The following is a 19867-nucleotide window of genomic DNA, read 5'->3' on the forward strand; positions in this document are numbered from 1 at the left end:
TTCTAATAAAAAATTGCTCTGGAGGGTGTCAGTACAAGCGTACTGCATTTCGCTCAAGTTGCGCGATGTGGTTATCGAGCGCTGCGCTGAGTTCGGCTTTGATCGACGCGGCGGTTGGTTCGTTGGAGCGGTTCACGCTCTCGTGCGAGTCGTCCAGCAAGGAGAACAGTTCTTCGCCGCCGTCTTCGTAACGGACGTATTTCCAATCTCGGCGGCGGGCCATGAATACTCGGGGGTTGTGCCATTCGGCAAAGACAATCTCGTGCGCGCTGTCGGCGCGTTCTCCCATGATCCAGGGAAGTAGGCTCGTGCCCGACATCTCAGGCTCCGTTGGCTGACCTGCAAGGCTGAGAATTGTCGGGACAATGTCGATCAGGCTGCATTGGCCGTTTAGCTGTGCGCCGCGTAACCCGACTTCTTTAACTTTCCGTGAGACGTCGCCGAGGAAGCGCCCGCGCGGTGGCACGATGACTAGCGGCACGCGGGTAACGCCCTCATACATAAACGCGCCCTTGAAAGGAATGTTCTGCTCACCTGCCATGTCGCCGTGGTCGGCGGCAAAGATGATCCACGTGTTACTGAAAAATCCGCTACAGCGTAGCTCATCGAGCAAGATGCCAATGTCGCGGTCGACCTTTGCCACGCGTTCGGCGTAAAACTGATGGTAGGCGCCCCAACGTTCTTCGGGCCAGTCAACCCGTTTGCTCGCTGCGGTGGCGGGGTAGCTGTCCGCGGGACGATCGAGGTTTTGCCAAGGGCGCTGAAAGCCTTCCACGCGCTCGCTGGGATCGTAAAAATACAAGTCATGGGGGTCGAGAAAGGATACCACGTGAAAGAATGGTCGCTCGTGTTCGATCCAATCGCGGTCGCGCCAAAAGCGGGACGCAAGCTGACGCGTGGTCTCGTCGTGCGAACACTCCTCGGCGGTGTCAAAACCGTGCGCCTGGATGCTGCCACCGAGGTGCCACTTGCCGTGGTAAGCCGTCTCGTAGCCAGCCGCACGCATTAGCTTGCCGATGCCGACGTTGGATGGATCCAGCGGCGGGGCAGGGGCGTAAAGATTGCCCGGCATACCTGCTTCGGTCGGGTAGCGACCGGTCATTAATGTGGACCGTGACGGCGAGCAAATCGGCGCTGTGCAATGGCAGTCGGTAAATGTAACGCCTTCGCGGACGAGCGCATCGATGTTGGGCGTCTCCACTCCAAACTTACTGCCCAGCGCGGAGATGGTGTCCACACGCTGTTGATCCGTGAGTAAAAGCAGGATGTTAGGACGGGCGTCTTTCATGTTAGGCAATCGTAGATCGCTGCGCTTATCGCTGACAAGTCGGATTTATCTACGGCGCATCCTGCAATTGTCAGACTAAATTGATCCGCGCCTGCATCCAGCTGTGTTCCTCGGACTGAATCAACCAGCGGGCAACGAGCTCGTTACCCAACACCTGCAGGCTGACATCGCTGACACGGTTGGCGTCGTTGGGCGACATCAGGGTAATGAATACTGCGTGTTGGCTGCGTTGCTCCGCCCAGATGCCTTCTCGACCGGGGGTGTATTCCGGTACGGTGAAATGTTGTAGCGCAAATTCGCGTCCGCCTGAAATGGTGAGGTAGGCCTTTCCGCTTTTGATTCGATGAAACAATTGAGCTGGCGCGCTGCCTTCACATTTGAAAAAACGCCAAGGGGTTTGATCTGAACTTTGCAACGCAAAGTCGCTTTGGAAGGCAGAGCTATCTGTGCCCTGCGGCAGGTGGTAAAACAAACGCCACGTGCGCTCGGTCGCTGCCGAAGCGATGACGCAGTCGCAGATCCAATCGTCGCTCATGCTGACAAAGCGGCCTTGATGAATGCCGTCCTGCAATTGCTCGTGTTCGTCGACCATGGCCATCCGCTGGATGCGCCCGCCCGTACTCCACTCACGAATTGAAATGGGTGAGGCGTGCGTTTTTTGATCGAGGTCGTCGATGGCCAGTTGACTGTGCGCTTGGGGCCAGCGGTTGAAGTCGTCTTGAATGCTGTCGGAGAAGCCGTGCGCGGACTTGGCGCGGATATCCGTGCATCCGAGCACACGCTCGTCTCCGAGCTGCACTTGGAGTTGGAGACTGTCGCGCTGGTGGTGGATGCCGGAACGGTCGCCGGTGAGAAAGGCTTGCTTGTGGATGGTGTTATCGTCGCGCAAGAGCGTATAGCCGTGCTCTGGGAAAATGCGTGAAACGACCGTTGGCAGCTCGGTGGTTGTGGGCTTTTCAGGTCCGAACATCAGTGCGAGTAATGGGCTGATGTGCTCCTGCTCCTGTGCGATGCGCGTGTATATCGGGTTGCCGTAAATGGCGTGGGCGATGGTGTAATGAGTCTGCTTGAGCACGCTCATGTCACCAGCGTAGGAGTCGCCGATACGCGGTAGCTCGAGGTTGCGAAATAGCAGTGCGAGGGGACCACGCAGGTAGGACTCTATGTTGCGCCCATCGGCTCCGGCGAGGCGAAACAAGTCTGGTCGATCGGGTAGCAGCGCACGCTGCGTCATGGCCGCTTGTATGAGGAAGAGCGCAGTCGTGTAGTGGTAGAGGATGCTTGACTCGTAGCAAAGGCCATCGTCATAGCAGGCACCGTTGAGGTAGTTGAGCAGGTAGCGGTCATCGGCGGGATCGAAGGCTGGATCGATCAAGGAGTTGTCTCCGAGTATGGCACCTAGTGCGATGCGTGAGCCTTGGTGGCAAATCAGATGGTTGTTGAAAGCCATCCGGCTCAGGTGCTCGCGCCAATAGTCATTGCAGCGCGTCACAGCGTCTGCTACCTCGCGTAGCTGGCGATGGGCACGGGCTTTTTCATCGACGGTTAGCAAGTCATCTGCGCCCAGGGTAGCGTCGATGAGCGCGTTGCCGACGATGCCAAACTCCATCCCCGAGTCGTAGTGCATGATATCGAAATTGAGGGCCTCAGCAATGCTGAGAGCGACGTCAAATGCCTGGCGCCGGTAGCCATCGTTGCGCAACACCAGTCCTATCAGGGCTTGTTGGCGGATGCTGAAATACACATCGCGATGCTGGGACACATAGCCATGAAACTGTTGATAAGTTTCGCTGTAGGGCTGGGCGGGGTCATACCACGATGAGTCAAATTCTGGCACGTCAATGCCCTGCTCAAACAATGCTGCGGCTTCGTCGTCGATCTGTTGGCGGCATTTGGCCCAACGCGGGGTCTGAGCACGCTCGATAGCGCGCTGGATATCGGCCGCAGTGTATTGGCTGGTTTGCTGGGGCATGGGCAGGAAAATTGTCTCCCAAACTACCGGCCCTAAGTCCAGATTCAACGTTTAATTGGGCGGTTTTTGGTTGCATCTCGGGAATTAGTGAAGATGACCGCCTTTGGAGCTGCTTCTCGCGCATAGATGTGTCGTATCATATCGCCCTGCTCGACGGTTGGAAACGGCGCAGACTAATGAGTGGTGGCGGGCAGGGGGCCTCAGCGATGGGGTCCAATCCCGATCTATCTATTCTGTTTTGTGAGTTTTGGCTCCCTCTCAATCCCCATTCCCATATCCTCTGTCCGCTGCTGAAGCGTTCGTGATTTTCGCTCCGAAACCAATCTAATGACTAGCCACAGATTCAACATGAATCCAATCATCGGTATGAATTGAGTTAGGTTATTCTCTCCCAGCATGCCTCCGGTTGAAAGTGAGGCAGAATTAGCAATCCAATACCACAGGAGCATGGACGCCCAGCAAAGGCTAATGTTTAGCATATATCTCATTTTATTGAACCTCTAGCTCACTCGCGAGGGCTTGCTTATGTTGCGCGGAGCGTTTGGTTGGGCCCGATTTGCTCATTGTTTCAAATGCTTATTGGAACGTTTAGCTCGTCTGGAATTGTTCGATTCGACGTCCGTATCCAATGCGGCCTGAATCTTTTCTTTCGGATGGTTAGAATGTGACTTCGCCTACGTAGAGAAAGCGCTCTCCGCCAGAAGCAGTGACGACCACCTGAACCATGCCGCCATCACTGTCGTAGCGTCGTTCGATCAACGCGTCTTCGCCATCGCTAATCCACCAATCAACCTTTTCGGGTAGGCTTCCCAGCAGGTCGACGTCTTGATTTTCCTTTTGCGCCAGCTCGCCTAAAAGTGCGGCGGTTTGTTGCTCGGGAATCTTAAACTTAGCCAGAAAGGCAGGATCAATGGGCGGGACGTAGTAGTAGTGCAATGCTTGGCTGCCCGGCGGCAATTTGAAACCTGCCGCAGCCAGAATCGGCACGACCACCTCATCAGTAATCTCGTCTCCGGTTAGCTCCCGCTCTTGGTCATCCGCCCCACAGTCGGTGAAGAGCAGCAACGCCAGGCAGCTCAGTAAAAGTAATCTCATTGCCCTACCATATGGGAAAGCCACGGATTATTTAAACATAATAAATCCCGTGGCGGGAGCTGATTTCGATGATCTTGGGCATGTCGGGTGGGCCGTCGCGGGAGAACTCTTCGGCGAATGGCTCAAGGAATACTCGTACCGCACCGAGAATTGATGGAGCAATGCCCACGGACTCAACTAAGCGCACTAGGCTGATTCTTTGGCTTCAACCACTTCTTCTTCGGCGAAGTTATACGTGACCACTTCGTTCTGAAGCGTGATTATCTTGCGTTTTGCTAGTGTGTTAATGATCCGCGTGATCTCATCTTCTTTCAGCGACTTCATGAAGAGCGATGAGATCGCGTTGTGCAGCGTCTTTTGGCGGCGCGGGCGTGAATTGCCACGGCCTTGGAGTGACTTAATTACCGTCTCTACCTTGTCAGCATAGCTACCGTTCGCGCTGCCATTTAAAACCATGATATCTGACAGCTGCACGACTCGCTGGGCCAGAATCTTTGATGATTTCAGGTGCTTGATCAACGGGTCGAAACCCTTGTCTTTCGAGACAATGTGAAAGTAGGCATTGGAATCACGCTCGGCCAGCCGACCAATCCAATAGGCCAAGTGAAAATCGAGCGCATTCTGTCCGCTACCGGAGATCCGCACATACTCAGCGCGTTCGCCCAACGCTTGCAGCTTCGCGGCTAGCTCCAGCGATATCTTCTTCTGTGATTCACCGATGAAGACAATCACCTTGATCGGCAAATCATTCGCGCAATCGAACGCATCAGGCTGCACGTTCTCGAAATCGATGAGGATGTAGTTCGTTTTCAAATGTGATACGAACAATGAATTGGCATGCATAATACGTCAATGCGACAATCACACATCAATTCCTATAAGTAATAATAAATCCCGTGGCGGGCGCTGATTTCGATGATCTTGGGCATGTCGGGTGGGCCGCCGCGGGAGAACTCTTCGGCGCATTCGGCGAAGAAGTTTTCGAAGCCGCCTGGGATGGTTTGGATCAGCATGGTCAGCGGTTCCGCGTTGGGGTTGCGGAAGGTGTGGACCGAGCCGCGCGGCATGAAGGCCGCCGTTTTCGCCGGGACCGTGAGCCACTCGCCGTCCTTGAAAAACTCGCAGGGGCCGGACAGCGGCCAGAACCACTCGTCTTCGTTTTCGTGGCGGTGCGGCGGCGGGCCACCGGCGGGCGGCGTCACATTGGTCCACATGGTGAATTTTCCGCCAGTGTCGGCGACTCCCAGGTGGAGGATCATTTCGTCGCCAAAGGCCCGGATCACGCGGGCTTCGTCGGGCTTGCGAATTACGGGAGGCATTTCCATCGGATGCGAACAGCTAGTAGTTGAAGGTTGAAACCAGCAGCATACCGCCCACCCCAGATTTCGCACGCCTAATCGGGGTAGAAAAAGCCTAGTGAGCATTCTGAAAAAGAACCGATGCTGTGTTTCTGCAATAACCGATGCTGTACTGAGTCAACAACCGGTGCTGTACTGCTCCGATAACCGAGCGGTTGTTTCCCAGGTACAGCATAAGGCTTTTGCAAAACAACCGAGTAGGAGAATCGAAAACAACCGCATAGGAAACTCCCCAACAACCGAGTAGGAAACTGCAAAACAACCGAGTAGGCTTTTCGGAAACAACCGTATAGGAAACTCTATTTTTGGATATTTTGGCTCAGTTGGCCACTTTAAGCCCGCCCTTGCCCTAGGCTCACCGTAGGGAATTCCGCATGGGCGGTTTCATTTGCTGGCTTCCAATCAACGAAATCAAGGTCGCGGCCAGCGTCCCCACTGACCAAGCCTAAAACAACAGATGCAATCGGCCCGCGCGATGCAGTATCCCCACGTGATCGCGTCTCGCTCAACCACATCATCGGCTTGCATTTTGTGGTCAGCGGGGACGCTGACCGCTACCTCGGTTTGGTCGATTCAATGCCATCAGTATGGGGGGGGCGGCGCGGGGATCAGGGCTTTGCAGGTTGCTGGGCGTTGTAGCTTTGCGTCACCGCGTTACGTTTGCCTTTGCGCATCAGGCGCGAATCCAGGGCGCTCAGATTGGTTTGTTCGCCGGGGCCGGGTTGGCCTTCAGGTGCGTGCTATCGATGGCGACCGTGCCCAGCTTGAACAGCTTCAACTCGCGCGCCAAAAGCAACCCCTCAAGAAGAGGCGTTTCTCGATCAACCGTCACAATATCCATCACAGCAAATAATCAACTTCAGCCCAGCTATGTCATCAAATACGACAGGCTGCTAGGACTTGCTTTTAGCATCATTAGCCCGCCATTGTTTGGCTATAGCTTCGAAATACTATAAAAGCTGCTGAAGTAAGCGCATGCAGCCCGATTGCCGCATCAATACTTGGTGGGCCCACTCGGACTTGAACCGAGGACCAAGGGATTATGAGTCCCCTGCTCTAACCGACTGAGCTACAGGCCCCAAGCAAAGGGGATAGATAATGATTGCCCGAGATGGCTTGGCAAGCCTAGATCGTGATCTCAATTCATAGACGCTAAATTGGGTTTAGGGGGATGCGTTCGGCAACCTCTACCAGATGCCGCTCGGAGATTTCGCGCAGCTCGTCCACGTGGTTCATGCCGTCAATGACCGGACGCAATCGGCGGCCCAATGGCATGTCTTTGGTCAAGGCTTTAACCTTGGCGCGCAGCCACCCCACGTCACCGCGATCTTTGTCTGCATACGGGCCTTCGTAGAGCAATTCAACAAAACGGAAAATCGTCTGCCAGCGTTCTTCGGGTGGTGGTGGCGGTGGAATCTCGCCCGAGGCCAGGTAGTGTTTAATCTCCTTAAAAAGCCAGGGGTAGCCGAGCGCTGCACGCCCAATCATGATGCCGCTCACGGGCGTATCCTTGCTGAGCTTGGCAACATCGGCGCAGGTCTGCACCCCGCCATTGCCCACGACTGGGATCGTCAGCGCGGCAGCGACTTCGCTGATCAAATTCCAGTCCGCATCGCCACGATAGCCTTGCTCTTTCGTGCGTCCGTGAATGGCGAGCAACGCCGCGCCGGCATCCTGGACACGTTGGCCGACTTCGAGCGCGACGATTTGCTCGTGGTCCCAGCCCACGCGAATCTTCACCGTAATCGGGAGCTCCGGCACAGCCTCCACGCAAGCGCGCGTTATCTTTTGCAGATGTGGCGGATCTTTGAGCAGGGAAGAACCTGCGTGAATATCCGTTACGCGGCTTGCTGGGCAGCCGCAATTGATGTCGATAAAGTCCGGCTTCACGCGGTCCGCAATGGCGCGCGCGGCAGCGGCCATTCGCTCGGGCTGCGAGCCAAATATCTGCACGCCCATTGGACGCTGTTCCTCGGTGAAGTCCACATTTCGCCAAGACTTTTCGTTGCGCAACAGGCTTTCTGCCATGACGAACTCCGTCGTCATCACATCCGCGCCCTGCTCTTTGCACAATTGGCGAAAAGCGCTGTCCGTAAAGCGCGCCATTGGCGCCAGGAAGAGCGGCATCTTGCCGAGCCCAATCCAGGGAAGCTGCATCTGAGATTCAGTAGTCAATGGTCAGAAAAGATTTTCAACTTAGCAAATGTTGCCGCATTGAAAATCTAGAGCTGAAACCTGACAATCGCGAACTTCGATTAGCTGCGCGTGGGTGCGCGGCGCACGAGGTCGGTATGGCTGATGTTCTTAGCCTTGATCAAGTAGGCGACTTCTTCGCCGATATTGACTGCGTGGTCGCCAATGCGCTCCAGGCTCTTGGAAATGAAAATCAACTCGATGCCGATCGGCACGTATTTGCTATCGTCAGCCGAGCGGCTCATGAGAATGTCATAATTAGAACGATTCAGGTCGTCTACCTTGCGATCAATCTCTGGTAAGCTCAGTGCCTCATCGTAGCTTTCGTTAACAAAGCTATCGATGCTCTTGCGCAGAATGCCGATGACCATCTCGGTCATTTGAGGGATGCCAGCCAAGTCGCCGATCGGGCGCCCCTGCCGGGCAAGACGACGCACGCGCTTGGCGATGGACGAAGCTTCATCCCCAACACGCTCCAAGTCATGGCAGCCCTTCATGCAAACGGTCAGCATGCGCACATCGGTGGCCACGGGCGCACGGAGGCTCAGGTAGCGAACGGATTCGTTGTCGATGTGCAATTCCAGCTCATCGATCTCGTCATCCATCCCCAGGACTCGCTGGGCAATGCTGAGGTCGTTTTGCTCAAGCGCCTGAAATGATAAACGGACCAAGTCGATACATTTCTCCCCCATCAGGACGAGTTTGCGGCGGATGTCTTCGAGTTCGCTTTCGTAAAAATGATGATGAGGCATGGGATTCGGCTATTAGATTAACAATGATTTAGTGTAACCTAAGCTACACTCAAGCCTAGCGCAATGCTATCCGCTCGTTTATTCACTTATTTCTGCCGATAGCTTTAGCGCCCAGATGCCTCAACGAAAACGCAAATCGAATGGAAACCCTTAACCAAAGCGGCCAGACACGTAGTCTTCGGTCTGCGGCTTCTCTGGGTTCATGAAGATCTTTTGCGTCTCATCATATTCGATGAGCTTGCCCAGGTAGAAGAATGCGGTGCGGTCACTGACACGGGCTGCCTGCTGCATATTGTGCGTCACGATGACGATCGTAAACTGGCGCTTCAGCTGGTGGATCAACTCTTCGATCTTGCCGGTGGCGACTGGGTCAAGCGCCGAGCAGGGCTCGTCCATCAGCAATATTTCCGGCTGATTGGCAATGGCGCGGGCAATGCACAAACGCTGCATCTGACCACCAGAGAGGCCGAGCGCGCTGTCTTGCAAACGGTCCTTAACCTCGTCCCAAAGCGCGGCGTTGCGTAAGCTGCGCTCCACGACTTCGTCGAGCTCGCTCTTCTTGTTGCGGCCGGCAACGCGGAGGCTGTAAACGATGTTTTCGTAAATCGATTTCGGGAACGGATTGTATTTCTGGAAGACCATGCCCACGCGCTTGCGCAGGGAAATCACCTCCAGCATCGGATTGAATATACTTTCGCCGCCCACGGTGATATCGCCCTCGTGATGGATGCCATCGATGAGGTCGTTCATGCGGTTGAAGCAACGCAGCAAGGTGGACTTACCACAGCCCGACGGCCCGATAAACGCCGTCACCTTTTGCTTGGGCATGGAAAACGTCTGGTCGTGGATAACCTGCGACGAGCCATACCAGAACGAAAAATTCTTCACCTGGATGTATGACGGGTCCGGCGACGGCGCGGTGTGCTCGGTCAAAGTGGGTTCGGTTGCGGTTACGGTTGCCATGACGAGTTAGAAAGTTCCGGTAGCGTATTTCTTGCGAAGGTGATCGCGAATTAAAATTGCGCCCAAGTTCAGGACGACGACCAACACGATGAGCAGGAACGTCGTGGCGAAAACCATCGGCTTGGCCGCTTCCGAGTCGGGCGATTGGAAGCCAAGGTCGTAAATGTGGAAGCCCAAGTGCATGAACTTCCGCTCAAAATGGAAGAACGGATAAGAGGCGTCGATGGGCAGCTCTTCCACGTGATTAATGACGCCCACGAGCATCAGCGGAGCCACTTCGCCCGCGCCGCGCGCCATCGCCAGAATGAGGCCCGTCAGGATGCCTGAGGCGGAAGCCGGCATCACAATGCGCTGAATGGTTTGCCACTTCGAAGCGCCACAAGCCAGCGAGGCTTCACGCACGCCGCGCGGCACCGCAGCCAGCGCTTCTTCGGTCGCAACAACGACGACCGGCACCGTCATCAGCGCGAGCGTCAGCGAGGCCCAGAGCACGCCACCGGAGCCAAAGGTCGGCTCGTTGAGCATGGCGCGGTCGGCAAAGAAACCATTGAAGAACGGGCTGTAGTAAATCAGGCAGCCCAGCAAAACGATGAAGACAATCGACAGACCGGAAACCGCTTGCTGGCGGAACTTGTTCGGCATCCAGGTGCGGGTTTTCCACAGGCCTTCCTGAGCGAGCACCAGCAACGCGACGAGCACGACGATAGCGACGATAAGCCAGATCGACCACGAGGCAACCGCCATGGGGTCTTCGGCGCCGCTGTCAATCCAACTGCCCATGCCGTAAACGAAAAACGCCAAACCGAACACGCCGTAAACAATCGACGGCACGCCCGCGAGGTTGTTCACCGCAATGCGGACAGCCTGCGTAAACAAGCCCTGCGCAGCATATTCGCGCAAATAAATCGCGGCCAGCACCCCGAACGGCATCACTGCGGCGGACATCAAAACCGTCATCACGAAGGTGCCGATGATCGCCGGAAAAATTCCGCCTTCGGTCGCGCCTTCACGCGGGGAGTCCGTGACGAACATCCAGAAATGCGCGATGAAGAACTTCACCTTATCCAGGAATCCAAACTCGTTGGGCTGATAGAAATTCAGGATCTCGCCGGCAGTGTAGGAACGCTCGGTGCCGTCGATCAGCTTATAGCGGAGCGTGGTCGTCTTGATGGACGCCTTCAGTGCATCGCTCTCGATGAAGTATTCTTCGTATTCCTTGAAGAGCGTCGTCGAGCGGTCATGGATTTCCATGAGCTGGGCAAACGGCCCGCCACGGCTCGCTAGCTCGTCATACTCCTTCATCAGCTCCGCACGCTGATCCTGCGCGTCTGCCCCGAGCATGTTGATGCGCTTATAAAGCTCGTCCATCTGCTGGAGGTCTTTGCGCTCGTCCGGATTGTTATTTTGGAGCAGGCGGATTTCAAAAACCAACTCTTTGTTTTCGGCGGCGTAGTCGCGGATAACGCCCTTGTCGATTACCTCCGCTTGGTGGCGCGCTTCTTCGGCCGCATCAATCACGCCTTGCAGCTCGGCCTTAAACTCCGGGCTCTCGGCGGAAACGGTTTTGCCGTCGGCCAAGGTAAGCTCCACCGGGTAGAAAATTGCTTTACCGCTTCCCTCACGGTCAGCCATCCAAATGCCCTCAGCGACGTCCATGGATTCGATGGCGTCGTGGTCCACATAGCGGAACTGCGGACCAACATCTTTGTTGCCGGTGAAGAGCTTGTATTCGTGCTTAAAATCACCGCCAGCTTCGGCAACTTTCTTTTCGCGGTCTTCCACGATCGACGCTGCGACAACGGAGCCGTCCGTCATCTTCACCTGATAAACCGGCCGAGGCCAGAATACCTCCACGCCGTTGGCGACAATGATCCACAGCAAGCCGATGACCATGATGATGCCCGAGGCCAGGCCCATGCCACACAGCCAGACATACATCTCGCCAGCGGGACGCATTTTCGTGTCGAAGCCTTTGGATTTTTTTTCGCTCATCAGCCGACGGTTTTGTAGCGGTTACGCAAGCGCACGCGGGCGACTTCTGCCACCGTGTTCACGAGGAAGGTCATGAGGAAGAGGAGCAGCGCTCCGAAAAAGAGAATGCGGTAGTGCGTCGATTCCTTCGGCGCTTCGGGCATTTCCACCGCGATGTTGGCCGAGAGCGTGCGCATGCCATTGAAGATATTCCAATCCATGATCGGCGTGTTACCGGTGGCCATGACAACGATCATCGTCTCACCCACGGCGCGGCCAAAGCCAATCATCATCGCGGAGAACATACCCGGCGACGCAGTCGGCAGCACCACGCGCGAGGCGGTCTGCCAGCGGCTGGCGCCCAAGGCGAGCGAAGCGGAGGTGAGGAATTGCGGCACGTTGGACATCGCGTCCTCGGCAATGGTGAAAATGATTGGAATCACCGCAAAACCCATCATGAAGCCAATGACCATTGAGTTGCGCTGATCGTAGTTACCGCCGAGAAATGTGTGCGGCCACCACAGGCGGAAGTCAGCGATTTCCTGGCCCGTTGTTGGGTCCACGTAAACGCAGAGCTTGCTCTCGACCCAGGGGCCCAATTCCCAGCCGGCAATCGTTACGATCAGCAGGAGCGGAATGAACACCAGGAACTCTTGGCCGGGCTTCAAATAAATGCGGTAACGCTGCGGAAGCTGCCCCCAAACGTAACCGACCGCCGCCGCCGTGAGCGGCAGCAAAAACAGAATTAAGAAGACCGACGGATAGCGGCTGTCGAGAATCGGCGCCAGCCAGAGCGCGCCCAAAAAGCCCAACACCACCGACGGCAGCGAGGCCATGATTTCCATGGTCGGCTTAACCACCTTCTTGTATTCCGGCTTGAGGAACTGCGAGGTGTAGAGTGCGGCGAGCAGAGCGATCGGCACCGCGAAAATCATCGCGTAAAGCGTGCCCTTGAAAGTGCCAAAAATCAGCGGCACCATCGAGAACTTGGGCTCGGTCGAGGCGTCGGCGGCGGAAGACTGGTAAAGATACTTGGGCTCGTCCTGGCCTTCATACCAAATCTTGCTGAAGAACGCGCTGAAGCTGGCCTCGGGATGCGGGTCGTCGATTGAGAAAAAGTGCAGGCTACCGGCGTCATCGGCGAGCATCATCGTTTCGTAGCGCGAACCGAGAATCCCGGCCTTCGGAGTAAAGCCGAGCGTCTTTTGCCAGCGAATCGATCCCGTGGTACCATAGCGAATCGAGGCTTCAGGACCACTGGCCAGCAAGAAGGCGCGGTTGCGCATGCTGTGCGAATACAAATCAGCCGGACCGCTGAGATTGGGCAGGCTATTGATCTCGGCAAACTGGCGGCGGACTTCTTCGCCGGACGCCAGTTGCTCTTCGGTCGGCTCCGGGCGGTATTGCGCGAAGATCACGTTTTCGCCCTTATCCGAAGTGAAGACCAGCGACTCGTTGCCGAGCAGCCAATCCATCGAGCCGATGCCCTCCTCGCCAAACGGCTGAAACTTCTGGCGCAGGCCAATCTCACCCTTTTCGATGATGAAGAAATAAACCGTGCCTTCGACCGTCGAGATCAGCACGCCGTTGCCCTGACCCGTCACGAGCACCTTGCTGGGTTTTCCCTGGATCTGGTCAGTCAGGTTGTATTCGTCGGCCGGTTTCCACGCGCCTACGCCAAAGGGCGTTTTCTTGCGCTTAAAGGTGGTCGTGCGGACTTGCAGACCGGTGTCGCTCTCGACCAGCGCCGCGACCAGGCGGTCTTTATCGGCGTCGTAGTAATCAATCGCTTGGACGGCGCCCAGGCCCTTGCCCAAAGGGAAGAACTTGTCGGCGCTGAGCTTGGCCTTGATGGTGCGCTCACTGCGGGCATTGAATTCCGGCGTGTATTCCACTTTGACCAGCGTGTAGCGACCGTCGTTGGTGCCGAAAATGACCTCTTCGCTCTTGTGATGGTAGAGCGCGGACGTGAACTCCGCCTTGCCAGCGTATTTCGGGTGTTCTGTGAAAATGCCACGCGGACCGATGACTGGCTTTGCTTCGTGCTCACGCTTGATGTCGATGAAAGTAAAGGAGCCATCCTTGAGATTGACCACGAACGGCAGCTCGCCCCACTCATCCACGCCCACGATGTGGAAATCCGTCACGCCGGTGTCGATCACCGCCGCTTCCTCGACCTTGGCCGATTGAAACAGCGGCAAGACCTGAATCGTGATGAAGATGAAGATCGCAAAGACCGACAGAATAATGCCCACGCCCCCCACCTTGATGAAGTGCGTCATGAACGTGTCTAACCTCAAGGTGCCCTTCGAAACTTCGAAGCGCTTAGGGTCAGGATTCGGATTTTGGGACGCCATAGCGGGTTCAGTTTAGCAGATGTCGAAGGGGGCGTGATAGACTGCTAGGCCGTCAGCTCAACCCTTAAATTTCGCCCGTAACGTAAGTGCTACATTAACAACGGCCAAAAAAACAAAGGCGAAGTCATAAAACTTCGCCTTTGTCTACTGGGAAATCGTTGTCGCTTAGTTGGTTAGCTCAGCGATAGTCGACTCTACCGCCATTGCAGGCAGCGGGTAATACCCATCCTTAGCCACCACAGCCTGTCCCTCTTTGGAGAGAACAAATTTCACGAACTCCAGGGTTAGCGGATCGAGCGGCTGATTCGGAGCCTTGTTGACATAAACATAGAGCAAACGGGCCAACGGGTAGTCGCCGGTGAGGCAATTTTCCGCGGTCGGCTCGAAGAGCGCGCCATCGTCGTCAGCGAGGGAGATCGCCTTCACTCCAGAGGTCTTGTAGCCGATGCCGGAGTAGCCGATGCTGTAAAGATCGCTGGCTACGCCTTGCACCACGGCAGACGAACCGGGCTGCTCCTTGACGGTCGAGCGGTAGTCACCGCCGCCGAGGGCGACCTTCTTGAAGAAGCCATAGGTGCCGGAGGCGCTGTTGCGACCGTAGAGGCTCACTGGACGGCTGGCCCAGTCGCCTTTAAGGTCAAGTTGGCCCCAAGTGTTGATCGGAGAGCCACCACGTTTGTAGGTGCTGGAGAAAAGGCTGTCGACCTCTTCGAGAGTCAGGCCATCGATAGGGTTGTCCTTGTTCACAAAAACCGCGAGGGCGTCGAGCGCGACCGGGACAGCGGTCGGCTTGTAGCCAAACTTGGCCTCGAACTTGTCGATTTCCTCAGCCTTCATCATACGGCTCATCGGGCCGAGCTGGGAAGCGCCTTCGATCAGGGCGGGTGGGGCGGTCGAGGAGCCCTTGCTCTCCACCTGCGTATTCACGTTCGGGTAGAGCGTGTTAAACTGCTCGGTCCACAGCGTCATCATGTTGGCCAGGGTGTCCGAGCCAACGGAGTTCAAATTACCCGAAACACCGCTAACCTTTTGGTAAGTCGGCAGATCCGGATCAAGCATGTCAGATGCGCTGGCGAACGGGGCAACAGTTGCCGCCAAGCCGAGGGCGAGGGTTGTCAAAATGCGATTCATGAGGCCTCGATTTCCTGAACTTTGCCATCCTTGGGCAAGGTAAATGGCGGTCGATTTCGTAACATTTCTGCGCCTTTTGTTACGGTTGTGTTACGAGAATGACCTGAAGCCCTCTGTTTACGTTCTGAATTGTAACAAACTACATTGGGCCCAGGCGATCGGAGCCAAACCACTTCTGCAAGCAATCGGGCACGAGCACCGAGCCGTCTTCCTGGAGATTGTTCTCCAAAAGCGCAGCCAAGACTCGTGGAATGGCCAGACCAGAACCGTTCAGCGTGTGGACGATTTCCGCCTTGCCGCCGCCGGATGGACGATAACGGATGCCTGCGCGGCGCGCCTGGAAGTCCGTAAAGTTCGAGCAGCTGGAGACCTCCAACCAACGCTTTTGGCCGCCGGCCCAGACTTCGAGGTCATATTGCTTGGCGTGCGGGAAGCCGATGTCACCTGTGCACATGAGGAGCACCCGATACGGCAGACCGAGCTTCTTCAGGATGCCCTCGGCGTCGCCGCGGAGCTTCTCCAGCTCGTCAAAAGAGTTGTCCGGGTGAACCCACTTCACGAGCTCCACCTTGTCGAACTGGTGCAAGCGGTTGAGGCCGCGCACATGAGCGCCCCAGCTGCCAGCCTCACGACGGAAACACGGAGTGTAGCCGCAGCGATAGACCGGCAGGTCCTTTTCGTCGAAAGTTTCCTCGCGGAAAAAATTCGTGACGGGCACCTCGGCCGTCGGGATCAGGTAAAGGTCGTCCTTGGCTGCGTGATACATCTGGCCTTCCTTATCCGGCAGCTGGCCGGTGGCCGTGGCGCTGGCGGCGTTAACGAGGAGCGGCGGCAGCACTTCGGTGTAGCCGTTAGCATGCGCCTCATCGAGGAAGAAGGTGATCAACGCGCGCACAAAGCGGGCCATGTCGCCCACGTAAAACGGGAAGCCTGCGCCCGTGGCCTTGACGCCGCGCTCGAAGTCGATCGCCGAGGTGAACCAGGCAATGTCCCAGTGCGGAACGGCGTGAGCCGACACATCGGAGATGCTGCCCACTTCGGCCGCCACCACGTTATCATCCTCTGTCTTGCCGACCGGCACGCTCTCATGCGGGACGTTCGGGATCTGCAAAAACAGCGCCTTCCACTCGGCCTCGACCGTCGCAGCTTCCGCCTCCAAGGTTCTCACAGCCTCGCTCATGGCCTTCATTTCCTTGAGCGCTTCCTGCGCTTCCGGGGACTTCTTGTCCTTCATTTGGCCGAACTTCTTGCTCGCAGCGTTTTGCTCGGCGCGGCTGGTTTCAGCCTTGGCAATGGCGGCGCGACGCTTGTCGTCGAGCGCGTAAAGTTCGTCCCAGCTAACGTCGAATTTCTTCTTGGCGATAGCTTCGCGAAGGGCGTCTGGTTGGTCGCGGAGGAGTTTTAGGTCGATCATGGGATTATCCGGTTCTGAAATTAGGACCAAAACCGTTCATAGGGAGCTACGCGCAAATGAACAGCGAAAACTACAGGAAACTGCCGTCAAAGGCCCACATCGGGCTAATCAATGTGCATGGACATGATGTACAGCTCTCGCCCGGCCAGCACCACCGTCTCAATTTTACTCCAGCCACGCCCTTCGTAATTATAATTGGCGTGCAACACGGGGAAGAACGTGTAAATGCGGTGGTAACCAAAGTGCTTGGCGGTCTCAAGCAGCTTGCGCAGGAGCAAGGCCTTTACGTCCTCAGCCCGCTCGTTATCTGTAGCAAAGAGGCCAGTCACCCAAGGCGCATCAAAGCGTTGAAGCTCCGGGCAAAAAGGCTGACGGTCGAGCGATCCAGCCCCGACGAGCTCACCCTGCCGATGCGCCACGTAAGCCAGTGGCAGAGTGCTGTAATTTGCACGCTCACAGGACACATCCCACCATCCGCTGAAACTGTCGGGCGTCCACAGGCGGCCCCATTCATCAGAAAACCAGTTAGCAACGGGAGCGATGTGCTCCGGGTGATCGGCCAGATAGCTGATCTGAATCGGCATACTGGCGTCAATTCGTCTTGGCCAAGCCCAGGGCGTCCCACAAGCCCGCCATCTTGAAGACCTTTTTTACGTCGGGCTGAATGTTGATGATGCTGAAGCCATCGCGCGCTTTAGCTCGGTTCACCGTCAAAACAACGCGCAGAAAAGACGAGGCGACAAACGTCACGCTGGCCAAATCGAATACAATTGGGCCTTCGCTCTCTTCAACAACCGCCATGAGGTCGTCACTCATGGCACCGCAAGCGGCTGCATGGAGTTGCCCCTGAAAAATGAACAGCTGGCCTGATTCAGTAGACTCAACGGAAAAGTGCTCGGTAGACATAACGGTAGGTGAGATTTAGTCGCTCCCCAATTAGGATGGCAATGGTAAATCAAACGCTGAGTAGCAAAAACAACGCCCTTTAGCTGCGTGGCTCACCGGCGGGGGTGGCGGCCAGAGCCTGTGCCTTGTCTGTATTGGTCAAGGCAATCCAGTCGGCCATGATCCGCAAGCCTTCGCGCAGTTGGATGTCGAAACGAGCTTGCTTTTCGGCGTCTTCCTCAGCTTCTGCCACCTCGGTTTCGCCAAGTTTGGCGGCTTGCTCGGCCATCAACTCGTCGTGCTCGCGATTCTGTTCCTCTGTCACGTCGAGAAGCACCTCGTCGGAGTCAAAGTTCAGGCTCTCAGCCAGCTGGTCGTATTCGGCTTCCATATTATCACGAAAATCATTGTCCGAAGCGCGACGCGCACGGCGCTCATCCAAGTTCAGGGAGAACTCTTTTTGCTCCTGTCTGGCCTTCACCCAGTCGATGTTCTGCTGTAGGTAAGCAAACTCTTCCATCGCATCTTGGCGCTCGGCGCTGCGCTTCTTGAGTGAATCGACAATGGCTTGGTTCACGAGCACATCCTCGACATGAGAGTTGTCGTAATTCCACTCCAGCGAGTCGATGGAGTCCCAAGCCAGCGCATGCGGAAACTCACCCTCGCCAATGGCCAGGAATTTGTTCACCGACGGTAGCACGATGTCGGACTTAACGCCTTCGATCTGAGTGGAAGAGCCATCGGGCAAGTAATACTTCTGCACGGTGACCTTGGCAGCGCCCTTGCGCGGACGCAGCGAGGTGAACCAGTTACCGCCGCGATTCATGTCGAACACCGCCTGAACAGTGCCTTTGCCGTGAGTCAATTCGTCACCAACGATCAATGCGCGCTGGTGGTTCTTCAGCGCTCCCGCAGTGATTTCAGACGCCGAGGCGCTGAAGCGTGATACAAGCACCATGAGCGGGCCGTCCCAAGCGACCTTCGGGTCGTCATCCAGGAATTCTTGCACTTGGCCTACATAATCGCGCACCTGCACCACCGGGCCAACCGGAATAAAGAGACCTGTCAGGCGGATGGCCTCGGAGAGTAGCCCGCCACCATTGGCGCGGAGGTCGAGCACGATGCCTTCGATGTGCATGGCCTTGAGCTTGTTGATCAGCTCCTCTACGTCTTCCGTCGTGCTGTTGTAGCCTGAACCTGGCTCACCCGACCCATAGAAGGCGGGCAGATCAATCACGCCAATCAGGACGGTTTGGCCATCCGCAGGAACTTCGAAAATCTCGGCCTTGGCCAGCTTGGCGGTCAGCTTGATTTCGTCGCGCACCAGCTTAATCTCCTTGCGGACGGACGGGTCGCCGTCGCCTGGGCGGATTTTCAGGCGGACAATACTACCTTTTTTGCCGCGAATCATTTTAACAATCTTGCTCAGCTTCATGCCGATCACATCGACTATTTCGCCATCATCTCCTTGCCCTACGCCAACAATCTGGTCTTCGGGTTTGAGTTTTCCGCTACGCTCAGCGGGCCCCCCGGGAAGGAGCTCGCGGATCGTGCAGTAGCCGTCGTTGTCAGAAAGTACAGCGCCTATGCCGACCAAAGAGTTGCGCATGGCGATCGAGAATTCTTCCAGCGTATCCGCCGACATGAAGGTCGAATGCGGATCGTACTGGTGGGTCAGCGCGGTCAGGAAGGTTTCCTGCACATCGTTGGCTTCGACTTCCTGAATCCATTTCAGCAGTCGATCGTAGCGCTTGCTGATATTTTCACGGGCCTCAACCACCGCTTCGTCAATATTCTTTGGAGCGCTAGTTTTCTCACTATCAGCAACCTCCAGCCCCTGATCCTCGGAAACTTTGTCCAGCTCGGGGCTAATTTCACTCAAATCTTCCAAGTCGGCACCTGGCTCTAGCAGGCTTAGGAGCTCGTTGAGCATTTCAAACTGCAAGCGGCGCTCCCAAAGCTTGTTCGCAGCGGCAAGGCTAGTTGGCCACTCCGCCTCAGAGCGGTCAGGCGCGTAGGTCGCGGCGCTGGCAAAATCAAAGGGCTCGCTGATGCGGTTCTGAATCCAAGCGATGCGCGACTCGGCATTCGAACGGAATTTCAGGAAAATTTCAAACGCGGGCATCAGGTGTCCGCGGGCGAGCATTTTATCCAGGCTTGGGGCGAAACGTCGTTGAAAATCAGCGACTTCGGTTTGCAGAAAAAACATGCGCTGGGTGTCCCAGTCGGTCATGTAATCAGCAATAAACTCCGCTTGGTCGAGGTCGGAAATATCTTTTCCGAGGTAATGGCTGTTCTCCAGACGGCTGACAACCTCCTTGGTCTCGTCCCTCATGGTTGAGGTAGTCTGAAAGCTGTTGACGTCAACGGGCTCAGCGCAAGCCGAGGAAAGGAACAAAGCTGCGCTCAAGAGAAGCAGCGACAGGCGGTGGATAGATTTATTGAATGGAATCACGGGATAAAATTGGACTATGTTTGCGACCGGTGA

At 56.2% G+C, this 19867-nt stretch carries 17 protein-coding genes and 1 tRNA gene; all 18 read right to left on the bottom strand.

Features of this window, described 5'->3' with window-relative positions:
* Positions 1–28 precede the first annotated feature (28 nt).
* The 18 genes from RBB62_RS10775 to RBB62_RS10860 all read right to left on the bottom strand — a co-directional run bounded on the left by RBB62_RS10775 (position 29) and on the right by RBB62_RS10860 (position 19834).
* Positions 29–1288 carry a sulfatase family protein gene (locus RBB62_RS10775; protein WP_309398830.1) on the bottom strand — a complete coding sequence of 420 codons (1260 nt, stop codon included), beginning with the start codon at positions 1286–1288 and terminating at the stop codon, positions 29–31.
* A gap of 70 nt (positions 1289–1358) precedes the next feature.
* Positions 1359–3260, bottom strand: coding sequence for a hypothetical protein (locus RBB62_RS10780; RefSeq protein WP_309398832.1), 1902 nt, complete (start codon positions 3258–3260; stop codon positions 1359–1361).
* 657 nt (positions 3261–3917) lie between these two features.
* A complete protein-coding gene (locus RBB62_RS10785; protein WP_309398833.1) occupies positions 3918–4355 on the bottom strand; it encodes a hypothetical protein in 438 nt (145 codons plus the stop codon).
* 31 nt (positions 4356–4386) lie between these two features.
* Positions 4387–4542, bottom strand: a complete 156-nt coding sequence (locus RBB62_RS10790) for a hypothetical protein (RefSeq protein WP_309398834.1) — start codon at positions 4540–4542, stop codon at positions 4387–4389.
* Positions 4542–5168: a PIN domain-containing protein gene (locus RBB62_RS10795; protein WP_309398835.1), complete on the bottom strand. Its 627-nt coding sequence runs from the start codon at positions 5166–5168 to the stop codon at positions 4542–4544. Before RBB62_RS10795 ends, RBB62_RS10790 begins: the two co-directional genes overlap by 1 nt.
* A gap of 62 nt (positions 5169–5230) precedes the next feature.
* A complete protein-coding gene (locus RBB62_RS10800; RefSeq protein ID WP_309398836.1) occupies positions 5231–5674 on the bottom strand; it encodes a cupin domain-containing protein in 444 nt (147 codons plus the stop codon).
* A 733-nt stretch (positions 5675–6407) separates the two neighbouring features.
* The gene (locus tag RBB62_RS10805) at positions 6408–6554 is read right to left on the bottom strand and encodes a hypothetical protein (protein WP_309398837.1); all 147 of its coding nucleotides are present in this window, start codon (positions 6552–6554) and stop codon (positions 6408–6410) included.
* A gap of 161 nt (positions 6555–6715) precedes the next feature.
* A tRNA-Ile gene (locus RBB62_RS10810) sits at positions 6716–6792 on the bottom strand.
* A 73-nt stretch (positions 6793–6865) separates the two neighbouring features.
* Positions 6866–7870 (bottom strand): tRNA dihydrouridine synthase, encoded by a 1005-nt coding sequence (locus tag RBB62_RS10815; RefSeq protein WP_309398838.1) that lies wholly within the window; start codon positions 7868–7870, stop codon positions 6866–6868.
* 98 nt (positions 7871–7968) lie between these two features.
* On the bottom strand, positions 7969–8658 hold the full coding sequence (phoU, locus tag RBB62_RS10820) for a phosphate signaling complex protein PhoU (RefSeq protein WP_309398839.1): 690 nt from the start codon (positions 8656–8658) through the stop codon (positions 7969–7971).
* Between the two features lie 150 nt (positions 8659–8808).
* Positions 8809–9621 (bottom strand): phosphate ABC transporter ATP-binding protein PstB, encoded by an 813-nt coding sequence (pstB, locus tag RBB62_RS10825; protein WP_309398840.1) that lies wholly within the window; start codon positions 9619–9621, stop codon positions 8809–8811.
* Positions 9622–9627: 6 nt separating this feature from the next.
* The gene (locus tag RBB62_RS10830; protein WP_309398842.1) at positions 9628–11613 is read right to left on the bottom strand and encodes a phosphate ABC transporter permease PstA; all 1986 of its coding nucleotides are present in this window, start codon (positions 11611–11613) and stop codon (positions 9628–9630) included.
* Complete coding sequence (locus tag RBB62_RS10835) at positions 11613–13949, bottom strand: ABC transporter permease subunit (protein ID WP_309398843.1); 2337 nt, start codon at positions 13947–13949, stop codon at positions 11613–11615. Before RBB62_RS10835 ends, RBB62_RS10830 begins: the two co-directional genes overlap by 1 nt.
* 165 nt (positions 13950–14114) lie before the next feature.
* Positions 14115–15080 (bottom strand): PstS family phosphate ABC transporter substrate-binding protein, encoded by a 966-nt coding sequence (locus RBB62_RS10840; protein ID WP_309398845.1) that lies wholly within the window; start codon positions 15078–15080, stop codon positions 14115–14117.
* Between the two features lie 139 nt (positions 15081–15219).
* Positions 15220–16494 carry a serine--tRNA ligase gene (serS, locus tag RBB62_RS10845; protein ID WP_309398846.1) on the bottom strand — a complete coding sequence of 425 codons (1275 nt, stop codon included), beginning with the start codon at positions 16492–16494 and terminating at the stop codon, positions 15220–15222.
* Positions 16495–16598: 104 nt separating this feature from the next.
* A complete protein-coding gene (locus RBB62_RS10850; protein WP_309398848.1) occupies positions 16599–17078 on the bottom strand; it encodes a hypothetical protein in 480 nt (159 codons plus the stop codon).
* Positions 17079–17085: 7 nt separating this feature from the next.
* The gene (locus tag RBB62_RS10855) at positions 17086–17400 is read right to left on the bottom strand and encodes an STAS domain-containing protein (protein WP_309398849.1); all 315 of its coding nucleotides are present in this window, start codon (positions 17398–17400) and stop codon (positions 17086–17088) included.
* 79 nt (positions 17401–17479) lie between these two features.
* Positions 17480–19834 (bottom strand): carboxy terminal-processing peptidase, encoded by a 2355-nt coding sequence (locus RBB62_RS10860; RefSeq protein ID WP_309398851.1) that lies wholly within the window; start codon positions 19832–19834, stop codon positions 17480–17482.
* Positions 19835–19867: the final 33 nt, after the last annotated feature.

The organism is Cerasicoccus maritimus (assembly GCA_031296935.1).
Classification (GTDB): Bacteria; Verrucomicrobiota; Verrucomicrobiia; order Opitutales; family Cerasicoccaceae; genus Cerasicoccus; species Cerasicoccus maritimus.

Excerpts from the sequence above, each read along its gene's own strand:
- RBB62_RS10855 (WP_309398849.1), bottom strand. The coding sequence starts at position 17,400 with ATGTCTACCGAGCACTTTTCCGTTGAGTCTACTGAATCAGGCCAGCTG.
- RBB62_RS10850 (WP_309398848.1), bottom strand. The coding sequence starts at position 17,078 with ATGCCGATTCAGATCAGCTATCTGGCCGATCACCCGGAGCACATCGCT.
- RBB62_RS10775 (WP_309398830.1), bottom strand. The coding sequence starts at position 1,288 with ATGAAAGACGCCCGTCCTAACATCCTGCTTTTACTCACGGATCAACAG.
- RBB62_RS10840 (WP_309398845.1), bottom strand. The coding sequence starts at position 15,080 with ATGAATCGCATTTTGACAACCCTCGCCCTCGGCTTGGCGGCAACTGTT.
- RBB62_RS10835 (WP_309398843.1), bottom strand. The coding sequence starts at position 13,949 with ATGGCGTCCCAAAATCCGAATCCTGACCCTAAGCGCTTCGAAGTTTCG.
- phoU (WP_309398839.1), bottom strand. The coding sequence starts at position 8,658 with ATGCCTCATCATCATTTTTACGAAAGCGAACTCGAAGACATCCGCCGC.
- RBB62_RS10780 (WP_309398832.1), bottom strand. The coding sequence starts at position 3,260 with ATGCCCCAGCAAACCAGCCAATACACTGCGGCCGATATCCAGCGCGCT.
- RBB62_RS10805 (WP_309398837.1), bottom strand. The coding sequence starts at position 6,554 with ATGGATATTGTGACGGTTGATCGAGAAACGCCTCTTCTTGAGGGGTTG.
- serS (WP_309398846.1), bottom strand. The coding sequence starts at position 16,494 with ATGATCGACCTAAAACTCCTCCGCGACCAACCAGACGCCCTTCGCGAA.
- RBB62_RS10785 (WP_309398833.1), bottom strand. The coding sequence starts at position 4,355 with ATGAGATTACTTTTACTGAGCTGCCTGGCGTTGCTGCTCTTCACCGAC.
- RBB62_RS10800 (WP_309398836.1), bottom strand. The coding sequence starts at position 5,674 with ATGCCTCCCGTAATTCGCAAGCCCGACGAAGCCCGCGTGATCCGGGCC.
- RBB62_RS10830 (WP_309398842.1), bottom strand. The coding sequence starts at position 11,613 with ATGAGCGAAAAAAAATCCAAAGGCTTCGACACGAAAATGCGTCCCGCT.
- RBB62_RS10815 (WP_309398838.1), bottom strand. The coding sequence starts at position 7,870 with ATGCAGCTTCCCTGGATTGGGCTCGGCAAGATGCCGCTCTTCCTGGCG.
- pstB (WP_309398840.1), bottom strand. The coding sequence starts at position 9,621 with ATGGCAACCGTAACCGCAACCGAACCCACTTTGACCGAGCACACCGCG.